22 protein-coding genes and 1 pseudogene are annotated in these 24,162 nt (G+C 43.5%); 9 read left to right on the top strand and 14 right to left on the bottom strand.

Going from position 1 to position 24,162, the window contains the following annotated elements; all coding sequences use genetic code 11:
* Positions 1 to 33: 33 nt before the first annotated feature.
* Both purU and B3V51_RS06155 read right to left on the bottom strand, forming a co-directional pair.
* Positions 34 to 963 (bottom strand): formyltetrahydrofolate deformylase, encoded by a 930-nt coding sequence (gene purU / locus B3V51_RS06160; RefSeq protein WP_083328935.1) that lies wholly within the window; start codon positions 961 to 963, stop codon positions 34 to 36.
* Positions 964 to 1,166: 203 nt separating this feature from the next.
* Positions 1,167 to 3,416 carry a hypothetical protein gene (locus B3V51_RS06155; RefSeq protein ID WP_212564231.1) on the bottom strand — a complete coding sequence of 750 codons (2,250 nt, stop codon included), beginning with the start codon at positions 3,414 to 3,416 and terminating at the stop codon, positions 1,167 to 1,169.
* A 484-nt stretch (positions 3,417 to 3,900) separates the two neighbouring features.
* On the opposite strand from B3V51_RS06155, the gene rpmB reads away from it, so the two are divergent.
* Complete coding sequence (gene rpmB / locus B3V51_RS06150; protein WP_057761372.1) at positions 3,901 to 4,137, top strand: 50S ribosomal protein L28; 237 nt, start codon at positions 3,901 to 3,903, stop codon at positions 4,135 to 4,137.
* A 127-nt stretch (positions 4,138 to 4,264) separates the two neighbouring features.
* A complete protein-coding gene (gene rpmG, locus B3V51_RS06145; protein ID WP_010201403.1) occupies positions 4,265 to 4,420 on the top strand; it encodes a 50S ribosomal protein L33 in 156 nt (51 codons plus the stop codon).
* A 108-nt stretch (positions 4,421 to 4,528) separates the two neighbouring features.
* Here rpmG and B3V51_RS06140 read toward each other — a convergent pair whose 3' ends face one another.
* The 11 genes and pseudogenes from B3V51_RS06140 to ispH form a co-directional block, all read right to left on the bottom strand.
* Positions 4,529 to 4,840 (bottom strand): hypothetical protein, encoded by a 312-nt coding sequence (locus B3V51_RS06140; protein ID WP_071003085.1) that lies wholly within the window; start codon positions 4,838 to 4,840, stop codon positions 4,529 to 4,531.
* A gap of 218 nt (positions 4,841 to 5,058) precedes the next feature.
* The gene (locus tag B3V51_RS06135) at positions 5,059 to 5,370 is read right to left on the bottom strand and encodes a hypothetical protein (protein WP_058024609.1); all 312 of its coding nucleotides are present in this window, start codon (positions 5,368 to 5,370) and stop codon (positions 5,059 to 5,061) included.
* Between the two features lie 106 nt (positions 5,371 to 5,476).
* Complete coding sequence (locus tag B3V51_RS06130; RefSeq protein WP_071003769.1) at positions 5,477 to 5,806, bottom strand: hypothetical protein; 330 nt, start codon at positions 5,804 to 5,806, stop codon at positions 5,477 to 5,479.
* 156 nt (positions 5,807 to 5,962) lie between these two features.
* Positions 5,963 to 6,652 (bottom strand): ribulose-phosphate 3-epimerase, encoded by a 690-nt coding sequence (gene rpe / locus B3V51_RS06125; protein WP_071003083.1) that lies wholly within the window; start codon positions 6,650 to 6,652, stop codon positions 5,963 to 5,965.
* A gap of 113 nt (positions 6,653 to 6,765) precedes the next feature.
* Positions 6,766 to 7,047: pseudogene (locus B3V51_RS06120) on the bottom strand (TIGR03643 family protein).
* Positions 7,048 to 7,273: 226 nt separating this feature from the next.
* Complete coding sequence (gene fghA / locus B3V51_RS06115) at positions 7,274 to 8,164, bottom strand: S-formylglutathione hydrolase (RefSeq protein ID WP_212564228.1); 891 nt, start codon at positions 8,162 to 8,164, stop codon at positions 7,274 to 7,276.
* Positions 8,165 to 8,262: 98 nt separating this feature from the next.
* A complete protein-coding gene (locus tag B3V51_RS06110) occupies positions 8,263 to 9,744 on the bottom strand; it encodes a C13 family peptidase (protein ID WP_212564227.1) in 1,482 nt (493 codons plus the stop codon).
* Positions 9,745 to 10,061: 317 nt separating this feature from the next.
* A complete protein-coding gene (htpG, locus tag B3V51_RS06105) occupies positions 10,062 to 12,023 on the bottom strand; it encodes a molecular chaperone HtpG (RefSeq protein ID WP_212564226.1) in 1,962 nt (653 codons plus the stop codon).
* Positions 12,024 to 12,488: 465 nt separating this feature from the next.
* The gene (locus B3V51_RS06100; RefSeq protein WP_212564225.1) at positions 12,489 to 13,304 is read right to left on the bottom strand and encodes a thioesterase family protein; all 816 of its coding nucleotides are present in this window, start codon (positions 13,302 to 13,304) and stop codon (positions 12,489 to 12,491) included.
* A 63-nt stretch (positions 13,305 to 13,367) separates the two neighbouring features.
* Positions 13,368 to 13,616 carry a hypothetical protein gene (locus tag B3V51_RS06095; RefSeq protein ID WP_212564224.1) on the bottom strand — a complete coding sequence of 83 codons (249 nt, stop codon included), beginning with the start codon at positions 13,614 to 13,616 and terminating at the stop codon, positions 13,368 to 13,370.
* A 69-nt stretch (positions 13,617 to 13,685) separates the two neighbouring features.
* Positions 13,686 to 14,642 (bottom strand): 4-hydroxy-3-methylbut-2-enyl diphosphate reductase, encoded by a 957-nt coding sequence (gene ispH / locus B3V51_RS06090; RefSeq protein ID WP_058024602.1) that lies wholly within the window; start codon positions 14,640 to 14,642, stop codon positions 13,686 to 13,688.
* A gap of 353 nt (positions 14,643 to 14,995) precedes the next feature.
* Here ispH and gmk point away from each other — a divergent pair, with 353 nt between their 5' ends.
* The 6 genes from gmk (at position 14,996) to B3V51_RS06060 (ending at position 22,856) form a co-directional block, all read left to right on the top strand.
* On the top strand, positions 14,996 to 15,622 hold the full coding sequence (gmk, locus tag B3V51_RS06085; RefSeq protein WP_212564223.1) for a guanylate kinase: 627 nt from the start codon (positions 14,996 to 14,998) through the stop codon (positions 15,620 to 15,622).
* A 174-nt stretch (positions 15,623 to 15,796) separates the two neighbouring features.
* A complete protein-coding gene (gene rpoZ, locus B3V51_RS06080) occupies positions 15,797 to 16,057 on the top strand; it encodes a DNA-directed RNA polymerase subunit omega (RefSeq protein WP_071003070.1) in 261 nt (86 codons plus the stop codon).
* A 354-nt stretch (positions 16,058 to 16,411) separates the two neighbouring features.
* Positions 16,412 to 18,610 (top strand): RelA/SpoT family protein, encoded by a 2,199-nt coding sequence (locus B3V51_RS06075; protein ID WP_286708111.1) that lies wholly within the window; start codon positions 16,412 to 16,414, stop codon positions 18,608 to 18,610.
* 144 nt (positions 18,611 to 18,754) lie between these two features.
* The gene (locus B3V51_RS06070; RefSeq protein WP_058024599.1) at positions 18,755 to 19,135 is read left to right on the top strand and encodes a RidA family protein; all 381 of its coding nucleotides are present in this window, start codon (positions 18,755 to 18,757) and stop codon (positions 19,133 to 19,135) included.
* Between the two features lie 136 nt (positions 19,136 to 19,271).
* A complete protein-coding gene (locus B3V51_RS06065; RefSeq protein ID WP_286708110.1) occupies positions 19,272 to 21,560 on the top strand; it encodes a primosomal protein N' in 2,289 nt (762 codons plus the stop codon).
* A 189-nt stretch (positions 21,561 to 21,749) separates the two neighbouring features.
* Positions 21,750 to 22,856: a cation diffusion facilitator family transporter gene (locus B3V51_RS06060; protein WP_212564221.1), complete on the top strand. Its 1,107-nt coding sequence runs from the start codon at positions 21,750 to 21,752 to the stop codon at positions 22,854 to 22,856.
* Between the two features lie 30 nt (positions 22,857 to 22,886).
* Here B3V51_RS06060 and B3V51_RS06055 read toward each other — a convergent pair whose 3' ends face one another.
* The gene (locus B3V51_RS06055) at positions 22,887 to 23,186 is read right to left on the bottom strand and encodes a hypothetical protein (protein ID WP_212564220.1); all 300 of its coding nucleotides are present in this window, start codon (positions 23,184 to 23,186) and stop codon (positions 22,887 to 22,889) included.
* Positions 23,187 to 23,431: 245 nt separating this feature from the next.
* Here B3V51_RS06055 and B3V51_RS06050 point away from each other — a divergent pair, with 245 nt between their 5' ends.
* Entirely contained in the window at positions 23,432 to 24,136 is a 705-nt protein-coding gene (locus B3V51_RS06050; RefSeq protein ID WP_058024595.1) for a hypothetical protein, read from the top strand.
* Positions 24,137 to 24,162 lie beyond the last annotated feature (26 nt).

The following is a 24,162-nucleotide window of genomic DNA, read 5'->3' as shown; positions in this document are numbered from 1 at the left end:
ACCGCCTTTCTTACTCAATTTTCTACTGATTTTTTAGTTAAAAACTACGGTCTTGTTGCCTGCTACAATCACACGGTTTTGCACATGCCAATTGACAGCACGTGCCAATACATTACGCTCGATATCACGGCCAATAGCGCGCAACTCTGTTACCCCTTGGCGATGGGTCACACGGTGTACGTCTTGCTCAATAATAGGCCCTTGATCCAGCTCAGCAGTCACATAGTGCGCTGTTGCGCCAATCAGCTTGACGCCTTTATCATAAGCCTGACGATAAGGATCTGCACCCACAAACGCAGGCAAGAACGAATGATGGATATTAATCACTTGCATCGGCCAACGCTTCACGAAATCAGCTGACAATATCTGCATATAACGCGCCAACACTAGTAAGTCATTACCTGCCATCAGCTTATGGATTTGCTCCTCCGCTTCTACCTTATTCTCTTTGGTCACGGGCACATGGTGAAAGGTAATGCCAAAGTTTTCGACCGCTTGTTGTAAATCAGGATGGTTACTCACCACGCAAGTAATCTCGCAATCCAGCAAGCCACGCTGGTGTCGCCATAATAAGTCCAATAATGCGTGATCAAACTTTGACACCAAAATACCCACTTTGGTCTTGGTAGCATTGTTATGCAGACGCCAGTCCATGTTATGGCGTTTAGCCACAGTATGTGCAAAGCTGGCTTCAAAGTTCTCAATGATATCGCTCAAGCCTGCCAACGCAAATTCCAAACGCATAAAATATTGACCACCTTCATGAGCTGTTGAATACTGATCTAAGGTGATGATATTCGCGCCATAGCGATGAATAAATTCAGAGACTGCCTGTACGATACCCGCCTGATCTTTGCATTTGATGAGCAATGTCGCTGTATCAGTAAAGCTAGGAATCTGTTTGCTCTGAGAAGCGATGTTTGTTGTACGTGATGATGAAGCCGTTTTGGTGTTGTCTGACATAATACGCCCAATATAAGAAGTGATGACTGTTCGCTGAAAAATTGCTGGCAGCGGAGTAAACCGGTTATTTTAATCTTTTTTGCGATGCTTTGCTGAGCGAGTTGGTTGTTTTTGGTTATTTAGGATAATTTAGTTATTTGAGAATATAACGTAAAAACCCCCAACATAGGGTTGGGGGTTCTATACTTTTAGCTTAATTGACTTTATATAAATCTAATCAGTTTTGTAGAACTGTTTGCAGCTGGAGATGGCGTTACCACTGTTAGTTTAAGTTGATCGTTAGGGCGGCAACCACTGTAGCTAAATGTGTAGCTGACCGCACCATCTGTTACCTTGCCAAAAGTACCATTTCCTACTGGTACACCAGCTCCTAAGTTAACAACATCAGGTACAGTCAAACTACCAGAAACGAGTTCAGCTTCGCATGTTGAACTTGTATCTGCTACTGTCAATGAAGAGTCTGCTGGTAAATTACCACTAGAGGCCGAACCTGTACCGTTTGTACCGATAGATACATTAAACGAAGATGAACCTGCTGTAACAATAGCAACCGTATTTGGCTCAGCATTTGATACTTGAATTCTGCCATCCGCCAAAACGGCTGTAGGAGAGTAACTGGTCTTATCTTCAGCTGCGATGCTAATATTCGTTCCAGATGGCATGCTAACCGTTTGAGCGCCGTTACCGTACATTTTGAAGTCTACTTCAACAGGAGAGTCCAAATCAGTTAATGGGTTTGCTGGCAAAGTTCTTCCCAAACTTGGATATAGAGGACTGTTTGATGCCAAACCTAATACAACCTGATAACGTAAGATAGCATCTAATTTGTCATCACATGTTCCGTCAATATTAGGATAACTGAATGATGAGCTACCGCATTGTAGATTAGAAGCATTTCGGCGATAGATAAATTCACCTAGATTATCATCATACTGGTTATTTTCATTATCATCTCGGAAGAAGTCACCGATATTACGGGTTAGTATATCTCCAGCACTAAACTGGTTATCCCCATCTCTATCTATATAGCTTTTGTCTCCTTCTACATACGCCATAACAGAGATACGATCATCTACAGGACGTGGATTTTGCGTACTAAATTCCACGCTACATTGACCATTAGCAGTTGCACAACTTGGAATAATTCGACCACCTTCGCTAATAAAACTTACGACTGTACCATCAGGTACAGGGTTACCTACTCTATCCACTAGTCTTGCTGTCACAGTAGCAATATCACCATCAACGCCAGCAGCTAATACGTTTTTACTTAGTGAAATACTAAAGCCATTTTGTGTGGCACGTCCGGTCGCTACAGAAACATTTTTAGATAAAGCAAAGACACTACTGTTCGATACTAAAGCGGCCTTTATCTCTACTGGGCCAGGTAAGGCTCCAGGATATAAATTGACTACGACCCTACCTTGAGAATCACTCGTAACTGTCTCAGGGGCTCGATTGCCCAGACTCACGAAACTAAAGTCAGTAGGAGCGAACACCTTACTTATCTGAACTCTTTGGTTAGCGGCAGGTCTACCATTTGAATACACAGTAAATTCTATACTTCCTGAGCGTGACGAACCGCTATTATTGGCACCTAGCTGTACATCATCTGTAGTGGTATATACTATTGAGCTGGCTTCCACACCTTCAATATTAACGGTTACCGTTTGGCTGTTAGAAGGATTACTTACAGGTGCAACTGTAATGGTTTGCTCACCTTCACATAAGTTGCCATTATCATCTATTGCTTGATAAGTTGCAGACACATCACCTTGGTTGCTTGAAACCATACTATTATTGTCAAAAGTGCCACAGCTCGTATCGAACGTAACTGAAATATTGTTTTGATTGGTATTACTAATGACATCTCTTGTCTTCAACGTAATATTTGTACTACCACCTGATTCTAGACTGCTAGAAGATAGAGCAACATTTGTTAATACAACCTCTAAGGTTTGCAAAGAGAAATTATAACCTGGGGTAGTTGCGGTTAGATCCTCATAACTGGCAGTTGCTCTGAGTTGGTAACTACCTGTCGTACTATTATCTAACGGTTTGACAGATATGTTCGCTTCACCGTCCTCATTAGTTAGTATGGCCGCATTACTAGTGCCGAAGATTACATTTTCACCTTCAAAGGTTACCAACGCATTGCTAACTGGTGCACCATCGTTATCGGTTACCACGACTTTTGCATTGGCTCCTGTAGATGTTATAGTACGGGTAATATTGCCATTAGTATCTGTCAGCGCGATAGGTGTGACATTTAGCTCACCCACTTCTTGGCCTCCATTATCAGACCCATTACCCGTACCGGGCTGTTGCGTACCCAAATCAGGCGCCGGTGCAACCGTATCCGTGCCCCCACCACCACAACCCGCTAAGGCCAATGATAAGGTTAGCGCTGTCAGTTGAAACAATTTAGAAGTAGGTAGCAAATGATGTGACATGTTTTGACTCCGCATGAGCAGTAATTTATTCGAGCAAAAAGGCAGAAAACCATTACACAGAATTAAATAAGATTGGTAATGATACTTAGATTTACAGTGATACCGATGTATTAACAGATTGTATTAAATATATAACAGCAACTTTACTGACTTTTGTTATAACTTACAACTAAAAATTAATCTTTACTATTAAACAATCAACAACATAGCACGCTCATTTCAGGGTATAATATCTCTCCTTTAAACCAACAACTATCATAAAAATATTTGAGTATTCGTCTGTTTTATGGTATAAATGTCGGCTTTAAAATTTTCTGAATTGGTCAGCCTGTTATTTGCCTTTAGATAACAGTAAAACCAGCTCAACCTTCATATAGTTTTGTTTGGTGCAAAGCTGCCGCTTGCTGTGTCCATGCCGCATAAACGTGCAACTTGCCCAGACTGGTATGAGAAAAACTCATGCCTCATAGATTAGGAGTTCGCCATGTCTCGAGTTTGCCAAGTGACTGGAAAGCGCCCTATGGTGGGTAATAATGTTTCGCATGCAAACAACAAAACCCGTCGTCGCTTTCTACCAAACCTTCACAACCATCGTTTTTGGGTAGAGTCTGAAAACCGCTTTGTACGTCTACGTGTGTCTACTAAAGGTATGCGCATCATTGACAAACTTGGTATCGATAAAGTGTTAGCGGATCTACGCGCACAAGGTCAAAAAGTTTAAGTTAAAAATAGCAGCTGAGTGATGACTCTCATTATTTAGCTGCTGTTTTGCTACATTAGCTGTGGCAACTTGCTCTTTGAGACACGTACCTATCGTTTGAAGACCCCTCATTTACAGGAAAGCTATCATGAGAGATAAAATTAAATTAGTATCAACAGCTGGTACTGGGTATTACTACACCACTACTAAAAACAAGCGCACTATGCCTGGCAAAATGGAAATCAAAAAGTTTGATCCAAAAGTACGCCAGCACGTGATCTTTAAAGAAGCTAAAATCAAATAATCTTCATTTTATCAATGGTATTATTTGAACAAAAAAAGGGTTTATCAATGGATAAACCCTTTTTTTATGTTTGTATATTTAGCTATCTTCAGCTCACTAATAACTAGATCAACTGTAGTGCGTTGGTTCTTTATCATATACATGCGCATGCCACTTACTCATTTGCTTTTGCATAATGACCTGAATCGCAGCATGAATCATGTGTTGACCAATCACTTGAGTGTCACTACCAAGTAGCTCTTTTAGCTTGTCAGAAAAGTCGATAGTCATCAGCGGCGCTTCATCTTGCTCGGCATCACGCAACAACAATCTACCATCATCTGCTTCCACTAACTCTAAGGTGGTTTCTTTGGCAAACCCTGCAAACTGATCGCTACTTTCGTTGTCTACTTCTATATCATTATCGATATCATATGGCATTAATATGTTCCTTATTATCCCGTTTAGTACTGGTAGAGAAACTAGTGATTGCAAAGCCGTTATTTATTGAAAACAAACGCATTCGGCAAATCTATCATCTTACAGTAACGCGGGTAAATCTGTCTTACTCATACAATGGACGCTTTAACACTAGAATTCAAGGGCTATCACATAAGTCTTCACTATAAAAAACTTGGATGCCTTGCAATAAGGACACATTAGCGCCAATAGCGCAGTTTCGCTAACGTAAATAAGAAAGCAACGAACATCCCAAGGTAATAGACCAGTTTTAGCTCAAGGGTGGGATCGCGGTATTTAAAAGGCAGAGCAACAGTCGCCGTTGCAGTCGGAAGTATCAATAGCATCAGCAGCCAGTTCTCAATCACATTGAGCCAACCCTGTAAATCCGTCCCGTTACGCAGTGAAGCGAGCCCCATCAAAAGACAAGCTATGATTAAGCTGGTAAATAAGCCATTTGGTAAATCTTTTGGATAGATAATTTTGGCAATACTGGCCGGTACAATTCGCATATAAAATTCCAGCCATGCACATAGAACATGGCTTAATGATTAAAAAGTATAAAATAGCACGTCACAATGCAAGCATAAAAAAGCACTATATTTATAGCAAAACCCTTTAACTATAAGTGCCCATCAGCCATAACATCGATACACAAGAAGTCAAATAGCCCAAACTAATGGCATTCCAGCTCTCGATATGCAGTCCTTTAACCTTGTTGACTATACGAGAACCTACCCAAAAAAACAGCGGAATACCTAACATGAACGCAGGCACAATGACCGCAGCATGGCGCAACACTGTTCCGACATCATCACCCACCATCAAACGAAAGCCATAACCTGCCAAGCTCAGTACCAGCGCAAATATAGCCATGCCAATGGTAATACCTTTGGGCACCAAGCTACGTTGTGTCTCACTTTTCGGTGTCTGATCAGTATGTTTCATCGTCTCAGAAGGTTTCAATGAGTTGGTAGAATGTTTGTTGTCCATGATTCACCTTTACATGACTGGCCACTGCGCACAATTGCAAATGATATGGCCTACTTCAATACTGTTTTTTGGTCGCCAACACCGTTTATCGATCATGTCACAATATGCAGATTAGCTATTATTGGCTAAAGCCAACTCTGCGCGCATCTCATCAATAGCCGCTTTATAGTCTTTTTGGTTGAATATCGCAGACCCAGCGACAAACATGTCAGCCCCTGCTTCAGCAATCGCACGAATGTTGCTGGCTTTGACACCGCCATCTACTTCTAATCTGATATCTCGACCACTGGTGATGATACGCTGACGTACCTGACGTATTTTATCTAATGTGTTATCGATAAACGACTGACCGCCAAAACCAGGGTTAACACTCATCAATAAAATTTGATCCACTTTATCCATCACACAATCTAGATGGTGTAATGATGTGGCAGGATTGAGTACCAAACCGCACTCTGCCCCACCATCTTTGATAAGCTGAAGAGAGCGATCAACGTGATGACTGGCTTCTGGATGAAAGGTGATGATACTTGCCCCCGCTTCCAAAAACTGCTCAATCATACTATCGACAGGTGATACCATCAAATGGACATCAATTGGCGCTTCCACACCATAGTCACGCAATGCCTTACAAATCATGCTACCAAACGTCAAATTGGGTACGTAATGGTTGTCCATTACATCAAAATGAATCACATCAGCACCCGACTCTATTACCTTCTCAACTTCTTCGCCCAACCGCGCAAAGTCAGCTGAGAGTATCGATGGGGCAATAAGATAAGGTCTAGCAGGACTGTTCATAATTGGGCTACCTAATTCATGTTTATATAAGATATGGATAGATTAAAAGTAAATTCTAATCGGCTCACATATGCTGCAAGCCTTTGACATATTGATACTAAATATTTAGTTGTTTAGCGCTGCTTGTATTGAGTTTTGCAATAAGCACGGCCAACCTCAAAAGAGCGCTTTGCCTCATGCTTGGTAGCACGATTACTCACGCGCTTGCGCTATAAACGAAAAGATGATGGCTTTAACGTTTGGCGCATAAATTTGATAACCGCAGTCTCATCGAGACCATAGCTATGCTCTATCGCACCGAATGGCGTTCTGTCTTCCCATGCCATCTCTATCACGCGAGATATTTGCGTCTCATCAAGTACTCTCTCACCTGCATCGTTGACGGTTTTTGCGATATACTCTTTTGCTTTCGCTTCGGATACGTGGTCACTATCGACATCATGTTGCTTTTTTGCCAAAGCAGCATCCATATCCGCTTGCATAGTCGTTTTTGTAGCGCTTGTATCTGCTGACTTATTCTTCGAATTAGAAGCTGTCAAGTCTTGATAACCTGCCATAAAAACTACCTTTTAAACATGAATGCAATAGCAAAAAATGTATTACGGTCATCTGAATGACCTCTTAGCTCATCTGAGCCATATGCCAATGATGCTCGATATGATCATTAATCACCGTTTGGATAAAATAATAGCTGTGGTCATGCCCCGCTTGATAGCGTAATGTTAAGGGCTGTTCGGCTTTCGCACAAGCGTCTTGTAGTTTAGAAGTCTGTAGCTGACCTTCTGCTAAGAAATTATCAGCCGCGCCTTGATCAACCAAAATACTGGCATACTGCTGTCCCACTTTTTCGATCATCTGCGCCGCATCGGCTTGTGCCCATAGAGACTTATCATCACCGAAGTACTCTGTATAGGCGGCTTGCCCCCATGCAGACTCACTGGCAGCACACACTGGCGATAATGCCGATACGCTGACAAACTTACTCGGATACTTGAATCCTAGTAATAACGCGCCATGGCCACCCATCGAGTGCCCTGTAATACCAATGCTATCGATAGGAAACTCTGAGCGTAATAAGTCATATAGCTCATCAACGATGTAACTTTGCATATTGAAGTTGTCTGACCACGGTGCTTGAGTGGCATCTACGTAATAACTTGCACCTTGACCAACAAAATAGCGCTCATCATTTGGTACATCGCTGTCTTCACTACTTCTAGGCGAAGTATCAGGTGCGATAAGTATCATACCAAGCTCGCTACATTTTTGTTGAAAATGACCTTTATGCGTCACATTGTCCGCGTTACACGTCAGACCCGATAGATATAATATCGCAGGACAACGTCGTCCAGCCAAGGCCTCATCAGGTAGATAAATACTAAACGTCATAGAGGTTTTGGTAGACGTCGATTCGTGACTATAATAATGCTGCTCACCATTAAAACAGCGATTTACACTTTTTTGGGTAAGCTGTTTATGGTTAGACAAACTATGACTATAAGAATTCTGCATGAGTGATATCCTTTTTATTCAAAAAACCAACGATGGCGTTTAATAAGTGCTCGTTATTTGATACTAGCATTTGCCAGTTACTAGATCATTTCTCATATTTATTCGGCAGCTGCATCTACTTCGCCTACCGATAGATTAGCAGTAGTTTCAGGTAAAGCATTGACGGTCGTAGAAGCAGTATTATTCGTAAGACTTGCAACTGAAGGTCGCGCTTTATCAAACAGCACTTGCTCAAATGCAGGTAAGGCGGTTTCCATCAAACTGCCGATTACCATCTGCGGCTCTGATGGCTCAAACCCCATTGCGCTCTCACGCTCATTGACACGTATACGAGCATCCTTAAAAGCCAACTCAAAACTGGTATTCCCTCTCAAGCTTTCAGCAAAAAATGCTTGACCAAAATACGTCATCTCAGCCGTATTGGTACAACCAAAAGATGCTTTGTCAGCGGCTGATGCCGTTATCACCACTGTGGTCGGAGACGCTAGTTCATCGATGAATGATCCCGAATAACAAGCAGACACCACAATCACACGCCAGCGAATACCCGAGGCGTCCAGTGCTTCACGAAGCCATGCAGCATCTAGATTGTCCATCGCGATTGGCGGATTCGCTAACTGAACGATATCCTCGTTACCATGTGAAGACAACGTCAAAAACAACACATCTTCATCAGCATTCATCTGCTGACCGATCTTCTTTAAGCCGCGTAGGATGCTGGTTTTGGTCGCAATTGGCTCGTCCATCCAACTATACGTATTGTTAATCAAAGACAACGAGTGCCCGCTGGTCCCAAAACGCACATCAAACAGCTCACGTACTTTATTGATCTCAGAACGAAAGACGTTTTGACTAGAGAACCCTGCCACACCCATAAAGTACCAGTCGGTTTTGCCATCGATACTTGGGTCTATACTATTTAATGCTTGCTGTAATAAACGGGGCTGCTCATATAGTGCCGCCTCTTCCAACACAGGCTCTACTGGAATTTGCTTAAAGATAGGCTGATCAGCGACATTGCGCTGCCAGATCGTCAACAATGCCACAGCACCAACTAGGATAATAATTCGCTCCCACCATGGTATGCGCAGGCGACGAGAAAAAATCCATAGCAAAGCAAGCGTCTGCCATAAAAACAATACCAAAAATAGTATGGGTAAAAACGAGTAACTCCACTCAGGTAACCAGCCATAGCTACCAAAAAACTGTACCAAGCTCTGCAATAATGCAGATAAGGTATCAGCAACCAACCAAAGAACGACGGGCACAAAAACCAGTGTCTGATTGCTGGCTCGCCGTGCCAAAATAATACCGCTTAATAAAATAATCATCGGCCAGATCAAATAACTGACCAGCCCCTGCTCATTGAATATACTACCACTTTCAGCCGCCAACCACGAAAATAGGACGTTACTACCAAGTGCCAATAAGGCAAATACAGCAAACTGTATAAAGGTGGGCTTTACCCAAGAAAACGCCCGAGTTGAACCCACCAACATCCACAAAGTTGCGATAATATTGGCAGCGAAATTAAGCGAAAAACGCTGGAGCGATACGGTTTTTAACGACGTAAGTGACAAAGACTTAGACCTCTAGCCAGTCGAGAAAAATAAAATGACCCAATGATAACTATCATGATGTCGTCGCCGCTTGATGTAATCGACTTACGATTTTTTCACGGCTGTAGACATCTATTTATATTGAATTCACGATGGAATGTTTATCGAAGATGACTAGCATTAACCAATAGTTTAGCTCGCTAATCTATCGCGATTGTAACGGATTGTCGGTCAAGAGGATAAGGATGATTTGTAAAATTCATTCAAATATAACCATAAACCTCAATAAAAAAGGAGGCCTTGCAGACAAGACCTCCTTTTACATCAATTACCAGACATTATCTCATCAATAGCTCATTAACGCGTTTTAGATAAGCGGCTGGATCGTCTAACTGACCGCCATCTGCTAACAATGCTTGATCAAAAATCACTTGCGCCAAGTCGTCAAATTGCTCACTGCTCTCAAGCTTTTTAATCAGCGGATGATCTGGATTGACCTCTAGTGTTGGCTTACTCGCTGGTACATCTTGACCCATTTGCTGCAGCATCTGAATCATTTGTGGCGATAACTCACCTTCACCAACAACCAAGCACGCAGGGCTATCAACCAAACGCGTCGAGACTTTGACATCTTTAGCACGCTCACCAAGTGCAGTTTTGAGCTTATCAACGACAGGCTTTAGAGTTTCTTCAGCTTTTTCGGCTTCGGCTTTTTCGGCTTCATCCTGCAAGTCACCCAAATCTACCGCGCCTTTTGCGATGTTTTGTAGCGGTGTCTCATCGAATGAGGTCAAGAAATTCATTGCCCATTCATCGACACGGCTGGTCATCAAAATAACTTCGATACCTTTTTTCTTGAATAGCTCGAGCTGCGGGCTGTTTTTTGCCGCGGCTAAGTTATCAGCCGTTAGATAATAGATCGCTTTTTGCCCTTCTTTCATACGAGCTTTGTAATCTTCAAAACTGGTCTCAAGACCGTCTTGCGTGCTGGTTGCATAACGTAATAGCTTAGCAATACGTTCTTTATTGCCGGCATCTTCGCCCAGACCTTCTTTGATGACATCGCCAAACTCTGCATAGAACTGCGCAAATTTTTCTTGCTTATCGCTGTCTTCGCTATTGGCAAGGCTTGCCAGCAAAGTCAAGATACGGCGCGCGTTACCATCACGGATAGATTTTACATCACGTGACTCTTGTAGTAGCTCGCGGCTCACGTTCAGTGGTAAGTCAGCAGAATCGATCACCCCTTTCACAAAGCGTAAGTACATCGGTAATAGCTGCTCAGCATCATCCATAATAAAGACGCGCTTTACATAAAGCTTTAGACCGTGCTGCTGCTCGCGAGTGTATAGATCCATCGGGGCTTTTTTAGGGATATATAAAAGCTGGGTATACTGTACGCGGCCCTCGACACGGTTGTGCGTCCACGTAAGCGGCGCGTCCATGTCATAAGTGATGTTTTTATAAAAATCGACATACTCATCATCGTCGATTTCAGAGCTTGAGCGTGTCCATAGCGCACTGGCTTTATTGATGGTTTCCCACTCATCAGTGAGCACCATTTCGCCACCAGTAGGCGTGTCATCATTTTCGTCATCGACGACATCTTCTTGCCAGATCTCTTTACGCATTTGAATCGGCAGACTGATATGGTCAGAGTATTTATTGACCAAGCGCTTGATCTTGCTTCGGTCTAGGTAGTTATCTTCGCCCTCGCTATATTCTTCTTTTAGGTGCAAAGTGATCGCGGTACCGCGCGTGTCTTTGGTAATAGGCTCAACCGTAAAGCTACCAGTGCCATCTGATACCCAGCGCACGCCTTTATCAGCAGGCTCACCCGCTTTACGTGATTCAACGCTGATGGTGTCAGCCACGATAAAACCTGAGTAAAAACCAACACCGAATTGACCAATTAATTGTCCGTCTTGTTTTTGTGATTCAGACAATTTATCCAAAAAGGCTTTGGTGCCTGATTTGGCGATGGTACCTAAGTTTTCGATGGCATCGGTTTCATTCATCCCAATACCGTTATCAGTAAAGGTAATAGTTTTGGCGTCTTCATCGACGGCGATACGGATTTTTAATTCGCCATCGTCTTCATAAAGGCTATCATCATTGGTGGCTTCAAAGCGCAGCTTATCGCAAGCATCCGACGCGTTAGAGACGAGCTCACGGACAAAAATATCAGCGTTAGAATATAGTGAATGGGTCACCAAGTGCAGTAGCTGGGCGACTTCTGCTTCAAACGTATGTTTTTTTAATTCTGGATTCAGACCTTCAGCTTGAGTTGCTTCACTCATAAAAACTCCTTTAAATTCTATGAAAGACCTATTATCAGATAACGATATACTCACTAAGACCGCTCTCATAATGTTAGAGACCCTGCCGTATGTGATACCGTTAAACTGTCTATACTAATAGGGTCATTGAGAAAAAATTCAAGCTCAAAAAAAGCCCTATTCAATAAAAAACACCGCGCTTGTTTATCAAGGCGGCGTTCTGGTATCAGTCATTTTTTAGCGCAAGAACAAAAGCTAACCACTATTCTGAATAAACCTCTATTAATAACTCCCAAATAGTCGTCAGTTTTTTGGAAAATTGAGTATATGCTTTCATAGTAACCTCTATGTCGATTGATATCATCTGGTTGGTAATATCGTCTTATTAGCTACTATTAAAACCATTTCTCCAATATTTGTATAATTAATTGATTACAACATATCGTTTCGTTTTCCAAAATTACTAGACAGTTGATTCTTTCTCTTTTAACGTGGCATCGGGCGAATGGTGAGAATCTGTTCGCTACGACCGAACGGCCCGTATATATCGTGCAATACTGCACTGGTCAACCCAATACCATCATCGCCATATTGTTGTACGGCTTCAATACCGAGCCAGCGACCTTTAGGGACACGGTGCATATGGATTTGCAGGTCTGTATTGGGAAACATCCACTCTAACTTAGACAACCCAAGACCCAATCTTGGTACCACGCCATTGGCCGTATCGACCATGCCCAGCAGATGCACCATATCATCAGTGGGTACGCCCTCTACCATCTCGACATCGTTGGTTATCCAAACCATGCCGCGACCTTCTCGGCGATCTGGAGCGGCCACCAAACGCACACTTTCAATAAACCCGCCCGGCCAGCCTTTCATGTCTTCCCAAACGGGCAACTCTTCAGGTTTGTATTTTGCTGGTTGATCTTCAAGTCCGGCAATCTCACTGGTATCTTGCGTCATCAGACGCCACGCTCGAGCAATAATGGCATCACGGCCACGGCTACTCATAACCGCTTCAATCAATTCAATGGTCTTGCCCGGTCGAATACAGCGAGTGGTGACGGTAAAATCGTCCAGCGGTATCAATCCTAAAATGTCAAGGCTGATACGAGCGATACGCATATTGGCTTGCGGCGCATAATTGTTTAATTCAGCCATAAGCAGTCCTGTCGCTGGGGCCATATGCTGTTCGTGCTCATTCCAAGCGCCTTGTGCATGCTTGGTTGGCTGGTAATGCGCCAGACTAACTCCGTCTTCTGGCTGTTCGCGTTTAATAAATTTGTAATAAGCAGTCATAACTATTCTCTATTTCCTATATTTGGCATTTTCACCTGTATTTTTTATTTATGCTTGTATTTTCTATTTATGGGTAAGCTCTTGTTTTCTTAGTATGAGAATACCGCGAGCTTTTTGTATGAAGAACAGTAAGCAAATCATTATGACTGCGAGTACAGCGTAAAGAACGCTTTTTTCTACCATAAACTTCATGATATTCATAAACAGTACAAAGACCACTGCCACCATGACAAGCATATTGAGTCTCAGTTGCTTATTCACTTCAGCGAGCGTGGCTTCTGCCAATACAAATCTGGCTTTTGGTTCTTTCATGCGAGCTTATCCATATAAATGATGATTCATACAAATACGAGGGCGTGTCCTAATTACTTACCAACTTGATTACTTACCAACTTGGGTGACAGGAATCCGCAAGGCTTTCGGCAGACTAAACGTTACGTTTTCTTCAATACCAGATAGCTCACTAGGCAGATCGCCCCCCCAGTCCTGCAACTGTTGTAACACTTCTTGGATCAGCACTTCAGGCGCAGATGCGCCAGCGGTCACGCCGATACTCTGCACACCATCCAACCAACGCTTATCCATCTCACTAGCGTTATCAATTAAATATGCACGGCAATTCATACGCTCTGCTAGCTCGCGCAGACGATTAGAGTTTGAAGAGTTTGGCGAGCCGACGACTAAAACGACTTCGCAACGACTGGCCAAATCTTTTACCGCATCTTGGCGGTTTTGGGTGGCATAACAGATGTCGTCTTTACGGGGACCTTGAATACTAGGGAACTTTTCACGCAGTGCATCGATAACACGAGCCGTATCATCCATCGATAGGGTTGTTTGAGTCACAAAAGCCAAGCGTTCGGCATTTTCCACAGTGAGAGCAGCAACATCAGCTTCGTCTTCCACTAAATGGATTTGCCCACCGTTTTTTGCATTGAATCGACCCATCGTGCCTTCTACTTCTGGATGTCCGGCATGTCCTATCAACACGGCATCCATACCGTCTTGTGCAAATTTTGCCACTTCAATGTGTACTTTAGTGACCAAAGGGCAAGTGGCATCAAATACGGTAATATCACGGCGACCAGCTTCATCTTCGACTGCTTTAGAGACGCCGTGAGCAGAGAAAATCACCACAGACCCATCCGGTACTTCGTGAAGCTCTTCGACGAATACCGCGCCCCGATTTGCCAAATCCGACACCACAAATTTATTATGTACAACTTCATGACGGACATAGATGGGTGGCTCAAAACGTATTAGTGCTTCATTAACAATCGCAATCGCACGGTCCACACCAGCACAAAACCCACGGGGATTGGCAAGATAAATTTGCATAAAAAGGCCTATCGTCGGATAATTTATATCTAAAGCTTATGTATAAAAGCTTTGATTCAAAAGTTGGGGCAAAACCAATGCTCTACTTTAGCATAATTTGATTTTATTGCCCTCAAAAATAGCAGCGCACTCATTGCAATATGTCAGGTGCAAACATCAACATGCTAGCTACATATTGCAAAACCCACTTTATCTCACATAAAAGCAGTTTATAATGACGCAACTACGATGATTTCTATCGCCATACATGATGGCGTTTTTTCTTTTTTCCAGTCTCTACCATTGACTGAATCGTCTTTTAATCTGTTACTAAGACGCATTTTACTAGCACATATTCCATTAGGATAAATTGTATGACAGGTTCATTATTTATTGTTACTGCCGCCTCAGGTACGGGCAAGACCTCACTGGTTAAGCAATTACTTGCTACGACCAACGACTTAACGGTCAGTATCTCACATACGACTCGCACCCCGCGCCCAGGCGAGATTGATGGTCAGCACTATCATTTCACAGATACTGATAGTTTTACCAATGGTATCAATGCGGGTCTATTTTTAGAGCATGCAGAAGTATTTGGTAACTATTATGGCACGTCAGAGAAAAGCGTACGCACCCAACTAGCAGCGGGGATTGACGTTATCTTGGAGATTGACTGGCAAGGGGCGACGCAAATCAGAGAAATCTTTGCCGATGCCATTATGATTTTTATTCTACCACCCAGCATTGCTACATTACGCCAACGTCTCTCAACCCGTGCGCAGGATTCTGCAGAAGTGATAGAGCGCCGTCTAGCTGGCGCGGTCACCGAAATGGCACAATACGTAAATGCTGACTATGTCGTGATCAATGATAATTTTGATGTAGCCTTAGCTGAGCTAAAAGCGATTATCGTGGCGGATAGACAAACCCTTAGCCGTCAGCAGCAGCGTTATCATCGCACGATTAGCAACTTGCTAAATAAGCAAGTAGAAGAGTAAACTAGGCTACAATGCTCGTCAGGTGCTTATCTAACAAGTAGATATAAAAAGCAACTACGCGACTTGGCAAAAAATGCTATAATATTTAGCTATCCCCTTTTATGTATTTGATATTATTTTTATTGAGTGGCGGGCAAGGTCCGTGGCTAATAAAAACAACCGAGGTAGCTATTTATGGCACGAGTAACGATTGAAGATTGTTTGGATAATGTTGATAATCGCTTTGAGCTAATTTTGGCCGCAAGCAAACGCGCCCGTCAATTGGCCAAAGGTATTGCCGAGCCGTTGGTTGATGTCGATAATGACAAGCCTACAGTATTGGCGTTACGTGAAATTGCCGCTGGAAAAATCACCCGCGACATTCTAAATCAACCAGAGCATAACTTTGCAACGAGCTCATTAGATTTAGCATTGTCAGGCGATCATAGCTTCTAAAAAGCTATTTTTGATAAGGTTTGTTTTGCCAAGTCTTTGAAGCTGATAATGGCTTTATAAGATAAACATAACTTTATTGATAACAAAAACCACAGCATAGGCTGTGGTTTTTTGGTTGTAACTGTATTGTATTTGCTGTTTTGATAGCCATTTATCTATCAAAATAGCCCACTGAGTCAAATTTTTTCATCGCCTACTCGCTTATCAGTTGACATTGAATGCGATTTGCGATTAATTAGAGAATGGCCTATCCCTACTTAAGTTTCGTATGGTTGGTCAATATTCAGTCACCATTCACTGCTTACTTCAACCCATAATCAAGTCAGTCAGTCATGGAAAATAGGATCGTCATTTATGAGTCAAACCCTACCCAAACTCAGTCATCATCTCGTCGATGACGCTCAATATAACTTGCTGCGTTCAGTCGGTTATCTCACTGCTGCTGAGCGCCGTGACATTGTTGATGCCTGTGAGTTCGGTGATATTGCGCACATTAAAGACAAGCGTAAATCAGGGGAACCTTATATCACTCACCCTATCGCAGTGGCTGAGATACTGGCGGGCTTTCGCTTAGATCGAGATACCATTATTGCAGCGATTTTGCATGACACGGTCGAAGACACCGACGTGAGTGACGAGCAGCTCGAGCAGCGTTACGGCAAGATAGTGGCTAGGCTGGTCGATGGTGTGACAAAACTAAAATCCTCCTCTCACAATAAGCAGCAAAACAAAGCAGCGACCTTTCACAAAATTTTAACAGCCACACTCGCAGATCCACGGGTACTTATCATTAAGCTTGCGGACCGCCTGCATAATATGTCCACGCTTGATGCCGTGCGCCCTGAAAAACAACGTTCGACAGCACAAGAAACGTTAGATTTTTATGTGCCATTTGCACGCTTGATGGGTCTTAATGATATCGCCGACTATATTGAGGTGCTGTGTTATCGTAACCTTGATTCTGATATGTACAACAAGATATCTGACAAGCTGCTACAACATGGACTTGGGCGTAATTTCCAAAGAGAAGCCATTCATCGTTATCTGAGTATCGTGCTTAATAATTTGGGGCTCAACGGGCTGGTCAAAGTGTTAGACAACCGCGTGGTCATTTACCGTCAGTTTTTCCGCAATCGCGGAGAAATTAACACGCTGCTACGTCACTATGCATTTGAGATTGTCCTCGATAATATCGAAGCTTGTGACAAGTTGGCGTATTATCTTATTAAAAAGTATCAAATTGATGATACGCACATTGCTGATAATATTCGCAGGCCGTTACCAGGTGGCAATCAATCACTCACGCTCATTTATGAGCGCGACAACGATGTCGTAAAAGTGACTATTTTGACCAAGCAAATGCAAAGTGCTGCAAGGCTCGGCGTTATCGGTGCAGAGCACGCCTCTGAAGTCAGTCAATCAGTTATCCAAGCGTCACTGCGTAACATGAAAGACTTGGTCGATGAAGACAACTTAAATGAGAATAGTCCTAACTTTTCGGCAGCGGTCTCGACTATTAATGAGCTGATGGATTATTTGCATTCGAGTAAGATTATTTGTTATAGCCCGCAAGGCCGTGCCTATGAGCTACCACAAGGGGCAACGGCATTAGACTTTGCTTACGCAGTCGGGCCTATGGTTGGTAACGTCGCTGTCGGTGCCAATATCGATGATAAAGCAGCAAAACTCGGTACCGTGGTAAAAAACGGACAGTCCGTTGAAATTGAGATAAACAGTCACTCAGAGCCAAAAGCAGAATGGTTAGGATTTGTAGTGACCAACAAAGCGCGTGAAGAGATATTACGTTGGTTCAAAGACTTATCTACCGCTGACAAGCAGCATCATGGTCGTCAAGCGTTAGATCGTGCCCTTAAAACCTATCAAAAAACGCTCGATGACCTAACAGAGGATGATTGGAAAGATCTGACTGAATGGCGCGGTGTGACTGAAAAAAACGCCCTATTCGAACAAATAAGCTCCGGTACACTACTGCCACAGCTTGTAGTCACTCGTTTGTTTAACGATGAAGTCAGTGACGTACAAGCCAAAGCGCACAACGAAGACATGACACAGCCACAGCAGCTGATCGCCAATGCCTCTGGGGTTGAGCTCGATTTTGCTAACTGCTGTCATCCAATCTATGGTGACCCTATCGTTGGGCACTTATCTCGGCACGGCTTGGTCGTTCATCGACACAAATGCTTTTCGCTTGACGACATTCGTAAAGACAATCCCTATCAGGTGATTCAACTGCGTTGGCGTAGTGATAACGCTGTAAAACAAGGTGAAACAGACGAGCATGATATAAAAAATAGCGGCAAAATACGTTTTCCTGCTTACTTAAAGCTGTCTATTGCGCTTAGCGATGAGCAAATCAGTAAAGTGATTTATCATCTGCGCCAGCTGCATATGGGGGTTGAGACCGTTGACGTGCGTAATAGTGATACTATCATCCATATTATCGTACGCAGTCGCAATCACTTAGCTCAAGGCATTCGTGAGCTGCGTTCATTACTCGGCTTCCCTAACATCATACGGCTATATCAATTATAATAACCCTGCCTGTCTAGCAAACTCTTTGTCTAGTCAGATTTGAACGCATCGCGCTGAGGTTTTGACAACCTCTAAAACAATAATAGGCACTGTTGCTTGTCAGTGAGCAGCAGACCAACGCATAAAATACGAAAAGGACATAATATGACTCGTCAAACGATCCAAACAGATAAAGCTCCCGCAGCTGTAGGCACTTACTCACAAGCCGTAAAAGTTGGCAACACCGTTTATATTTCAGGTCAGCTTGGTTTTGACCCTGAAACCATGGAATTAAGAGAAGGTTTTAAAGCACAGGCTGAGCAAGTGTTCGAAAACATTAAAGCGATCTGTGAAGCGGCTGGTGGTAGTATCAACGACGTGGTTAAATTTAATGTATCTTTGACTGATTTAAGTGACTTTGCGGTTTTAAACGAAGTATTTGTGGCGAACCTAAGCGAGCCATATCCTGCTCGTGCTGCCGTACAAGTCGCAGCCCTACCTAAAGGTGGCGTGGTCGAAATTGAATCTATCTTATATATTGACTAAACTGATAGTAATTTTTTTAGATACTCCTATAACAGTCAATCTATCATAAGCTTAGCATCATGCTAAGCTTATTGGTCTCTGCCTCTTTTTCTTCATTTCACATCAATATTAATCTGATAAGACTGCGAAGCCGTTTATGTTGGTACAAGTTGCGCTGCCCGTACCCCTTTATCGGGTGTTTGACTATAGCTTACCGGCGGATATGCTTGCTTCGCCAGACCGTCTGATGCCGTCAATTGGAAGTCGTGTTGAGGTTTCCTTTGGTCGCCAAACCTTAATTGGTATCGTGATTGCTCATGTTTCTGAAGATGAAAGCAGTGTACCCGTCAATAAAATCAAACCGATTAATAAATGTTTGGACGCTGACCCTATTTTGGATCCCAGCATGCTCAAGCTGGCTTATTGGCTGGCGCGTTACTATCATTATCCACTCGGTGATGTCTTAGCCGTCATCCTGCCAAGCCTTGTCCGCCAAGGTAAGCCAATAGATCTGCTAATTACTCATTGGCGAATATTGCCGCATATCACTGATGATGATTTTCGTGCCAATGCAAAAAAGCAAAAGCAGCAGTTTGACATGCTAAAGCTACATGGTGAGCGCGGTGCTAGTGAAGATGTTTTGCTATTAGAAGGTATGCAGCGAGCATTTTTAAAAACGCTCGAAGACAAAGGTCTAATCGAGCGCTATATCCAAACTAAGCAATCCCCTTCTCCCGTGAAATTGGCAAAAATGCCACTTGATCTCAATGATGAGCAGAAACTTGCCGTTGATGCCATCGTTGCTGCGCATAAATCTGAAATCTATACTGGCTTTTTATTAAATGGTATTACTGGTAGCGGCAAAACTGAAGTCTACTTACAAGCGATGCAGGCGGTACTAGAAGCAGGCCAGCAAGTGCTGATCTTGGTGCCAGAAATTGGTCTCACACCGCAGACACGTGCACGCTTTGCTAGTCGATTTGCCGCTCATATTGTTTTGCTACATTCCGGCTTGACTGATACCCATCGTTTGCAAGGCTGGCAAGACTGCCGCACCGGTCATGCACAAATTATCATCGGTACGCGCTCAGCAGTGCTCTATCCATTTGCAGCATTGGGATTGATAGTCGTTGATGAGGCGCATGATGGCTCGTACAAACAGCAGGATACTCTACGTTATCATGCGGCTGATGTCGCACTCTATCGCGGCCTACAGCACAACATACCAGTCATATTAGGTACGGCAACGCCTTCTCTTGAGCATCTGAAATTGGTCGAAGACGGCAAGCTGATAGAGTATCAACTACTGACTCGTCCCGGCAATGCCAAGCCTGCAACCATGCAACTAATTGATGCGCGCCTGCAAAGCACTCACCAGCAAACGCAACATGATGGTGCTCGCTATGACACGGGGCTGACAGACTCAATGATTGGGGCAATTAAGCAAACGTTAGATGCCGGTGATCAAGTCCTGGTATTTTTGAATCGTCGTGGCTATGCGCCTGTTTTATTGTGTGAGGCTTGCGGTTGGCAGGCAGATTGTCCCCGCTGTGATGCTCATTTGACCGTTCACTATAACAGTCTGGCGCAGCGCAGCGGCTATTCAGGTAGCTCTTATTTAAAATGCCACCATTGCGATTGGCAGGCTTATATTCCTACAGTATGCCCTGATTGTGGCAGTCAAAACCTAGATGCCAAAGGCATGGGTACGACAAGGCTCAGCGAAAATCTGCATGCAATCTTTGCCAATCCCCAAACCAGCAAAGTGACTTATCCAATTATCCAAATCGATCGTGATACCACCAGGCGCAAAGACAGCTGGGAAAATATCTATCAGCAAATCAATCAAGGCGATCCTGCGATATTAGTTGGTACACAAATGGTGGCTAAAGGTCATCACTTTCCTAATGTCACGCTGGTCTGCTTACCCAATGCCGATCGCGGATTTTTATCAGCAGACTTTCGCTCACCTGAGCATACAGCGCAGCTCATGATTCAGGTAGCGGGCCGTGCGGGTCGAGGTGACAAAGCGGGTCGCGTGTTGATCCAGACCCTACAGCCTGACAATGAATTACTGTTAAAGCTGGTCAAAGATGGTTATTTATCGTTTGCCCGCGAGCTATTGCAAGAGCGTAAAATGATGGGCTTACCGCCTCACAGTCATGCCGCACTGATACGCTGTGAGGGCAAGACGCTGGCAGCTACCACACAAGCGCTCAAGGATGCGATTGCTCACTTACCCAGTGCGCACCATCTTGCGGTTCTTGGTCCTATTGATGCCCCAATGAGTAAAAAGAACAGCCGCTATCATGCGCAGCTACTACTCTTAGCCAAAGATCGTGCGCACTTACATCATGTATTGAACCAATGGTGGCAGCCCGTACTTGCCTTACCAAGTGCTAAATACCTCAAGCTTACCTTAGATATCGACCCCGTTGGTTGGTAAGCTCATTCCCTTGCAGGTGTTTTTCACATGACATATTGCTCTATTTACTTCGTCGTTACAGCTTCTCAGGCGTGGCTATGTTAGATTTATAACCACTATCAGGTGGTATGTATCCAAAAACCTCCTGCTACCTGAACCACAATGGATATTGTTTACTAAACCTCGCTATTAGCTGACTTGAGTGTTGTTATGAATCAAAATAATCTTAGCACTGACGAGCACGATCATAATCACCATAGCCATGAGTACAGTCATGACCATGACGACCAGTTAGAATCGTCATCATCGCAAGACACCAAAGGTTATCAGCGCACCTTGCTGTTTAGCTTTATTATTATCACCGGTTATATGTTTATAGAGGCTATTGGCGGCTGGCTTACTGGTAGCTTGGCGCTATTGTCCGACGCAGGTCACATGCTGAGCGATGCGGTTGCTTTAGGCGCGACCTTGATGGCATTCAAAATTGGTGAAAAAGCAGCCACGCATCAAAAAACATTTGGCTATAAGCGTTTTGAGATACTGGTCGCGACCCTGAATGGCGCTACGCTCGTTTTTATCGCCTTGATGATTTTTTATGAAGCGATCAAACGCTTTAACTCTCCACCAGAAATCGCAACCCAAGGTATGCTGATCGTTGCCACTGTCGGTATGCTGGTCAATATTTTAGTTGCATGGCTCATGCACCGCGGCAGTCATGCGGTAGAGGGTGACGGACACGAGCACAGTCATCATAGCGATACTAAAAAAGAGCGTAAAAAACCTGCCAACTTAAATATGCAAAGCGCGTACTTGCATGTGCTTAGCGATTTGATGGGCTCTGTTGCTGCTATTATCGCTGCGCTGTTGATGATGGGGTTTGGCTGGGTATGGGCAGATGCCGTGGCATCCGTGATTGTCGCCATTCTTATATTAGTCAGTGGATACCGTGTCGTACGTGATTCTGTGCATATATTAATGGAAGGCACCCCTGCCAACATATCGCTAGTCAACGTTGAGCAAAAATTACTCGCACACCCTCAAGTACAAAAAGTCCATGACCTACACGTTTGGAGCATTACTAGCGGCCTACACGCCCTATCCTGTCATGTCGTAGTCGATGGAGACATGAGTATTCATGAGTCGAGTAGCCTCATTGCCAATCTTGAACAAAGCCTATCAGCGCTCGGCATTCATCATGCGACTATTCAAGTTGAAAGCTTGTCACATCCACAAAACAGCTCACATAGTGAGGCTCTTGTTTGCGATATTTCGGGACAAGCACCTGCTGGCAACAGTCATATTGGTCATAATCATTAAGAACAAATACCAGTATAGAAACCTGACCAATTATTGGTTATGTTTTATTAAATGATATAAATAAAGCAATATGTGCCAAATAATCCAAGCAGCCACCAACACCCAAAGGCTAATACCAACCACGAGTAACATCATTCTGACCCATATATCGAGACAGCCATTGCAGATATTTGGCAAATAAGCAGGCCCCATATTTGACATCATCAGCAACCAAAACCCAAGTGCGAGTATGACACCGGTACAAATGACGATAAAGGCTATTTTGCCAATCATCTTCAATGAGGCTCGCCACTTAGGACAAGCTGCCAGTTCTGATGAGTAGTTACTCATAACGGTCATTCTCAATAATCTGATTGGCTATAAATCATTGTTGTCTTACATAGTATTAAAAATGAAAACCTATGAGCCAATAAAAGAAGAAGGTTTCACTTAAGTTTGCCTAAAACTTGTTTCTACGATTGTAATAGCGTGTTAAAACTGATGAAAAACCCTATCTCTCGACCATATTTTTGATATAAATTCTGTATACTTAAGACTGACTACCCCTTTTCACGATCTATTGATGATATAACATTATGTCTAGACGTTCCGCACCCTTTGTCGCCCCAGACTATATCGATGATCCTACGTCAAAAGACGGCAAAAAACACGCCAAAGTTTTGCTATCGACGCTGCAAGAGGACATTGCAAACTTTCGTCATGAGCAATTTCCGCCTGATATTTTGCGCCAAATTCGCGATATGCCTATCTATGAAGGCAACTTAGCAGAGGTACAGGCTTATCAGCAACGTTGGCAAAATCTACTTGAGCGCGCCAAGGATTTTTATCCAGCGGCCAATATGCCACCTGATTATCTGCCACTGCCTGCCAGTCTTGAGATACCGCAGTTTATCTACCATGTTCAGCGCCTACATTTAACCAAAACGCGAGCCAAGGAATCTAAAAGCTTTGGCTCAGTTGGGGCACTAACTGATAAATGTGGTGACTATACTGATGATGAAGTCGCTCGCATGACAGCGGTACTGGATAATGATGACGACGCGCGTTTGGTCGCTCATCGTGAGTTTATCGATCTGCGCGCTTATGTGTTTTGCCGCGATAGCAAAGGTGAGATGCTAGAGCCTGAACGGGTACGTTTTTATCGTACTGGCCTTATTGTCCATGCTTTGCCTGATTTTAAGATTGTCGACAGCAGGCAAACACCGCGCAAGCGCCGCAATGACGCTTATAACAATCCGCTTGCAGATAATGGTGTTTGGAAGATTTATCGCAAAAAATAATGTATGTTTATGCTATATTTTTTCGC

Source organism: Psychrobacter sp. UBA2514 (genome assembly GCF_002341255.1).
In the GTDB taxonomy this organism is placed as follows: domain Bacteria; phylum Pseudomonadota; class Gammaproteobacteria; order Pseudomonadales; family Moraxellaceae; genus Psychrobacter; species Psychrobacter pacificensis.
This window is presented reverse-complemented; position numbering and strand designations above follow the sequence as displayed.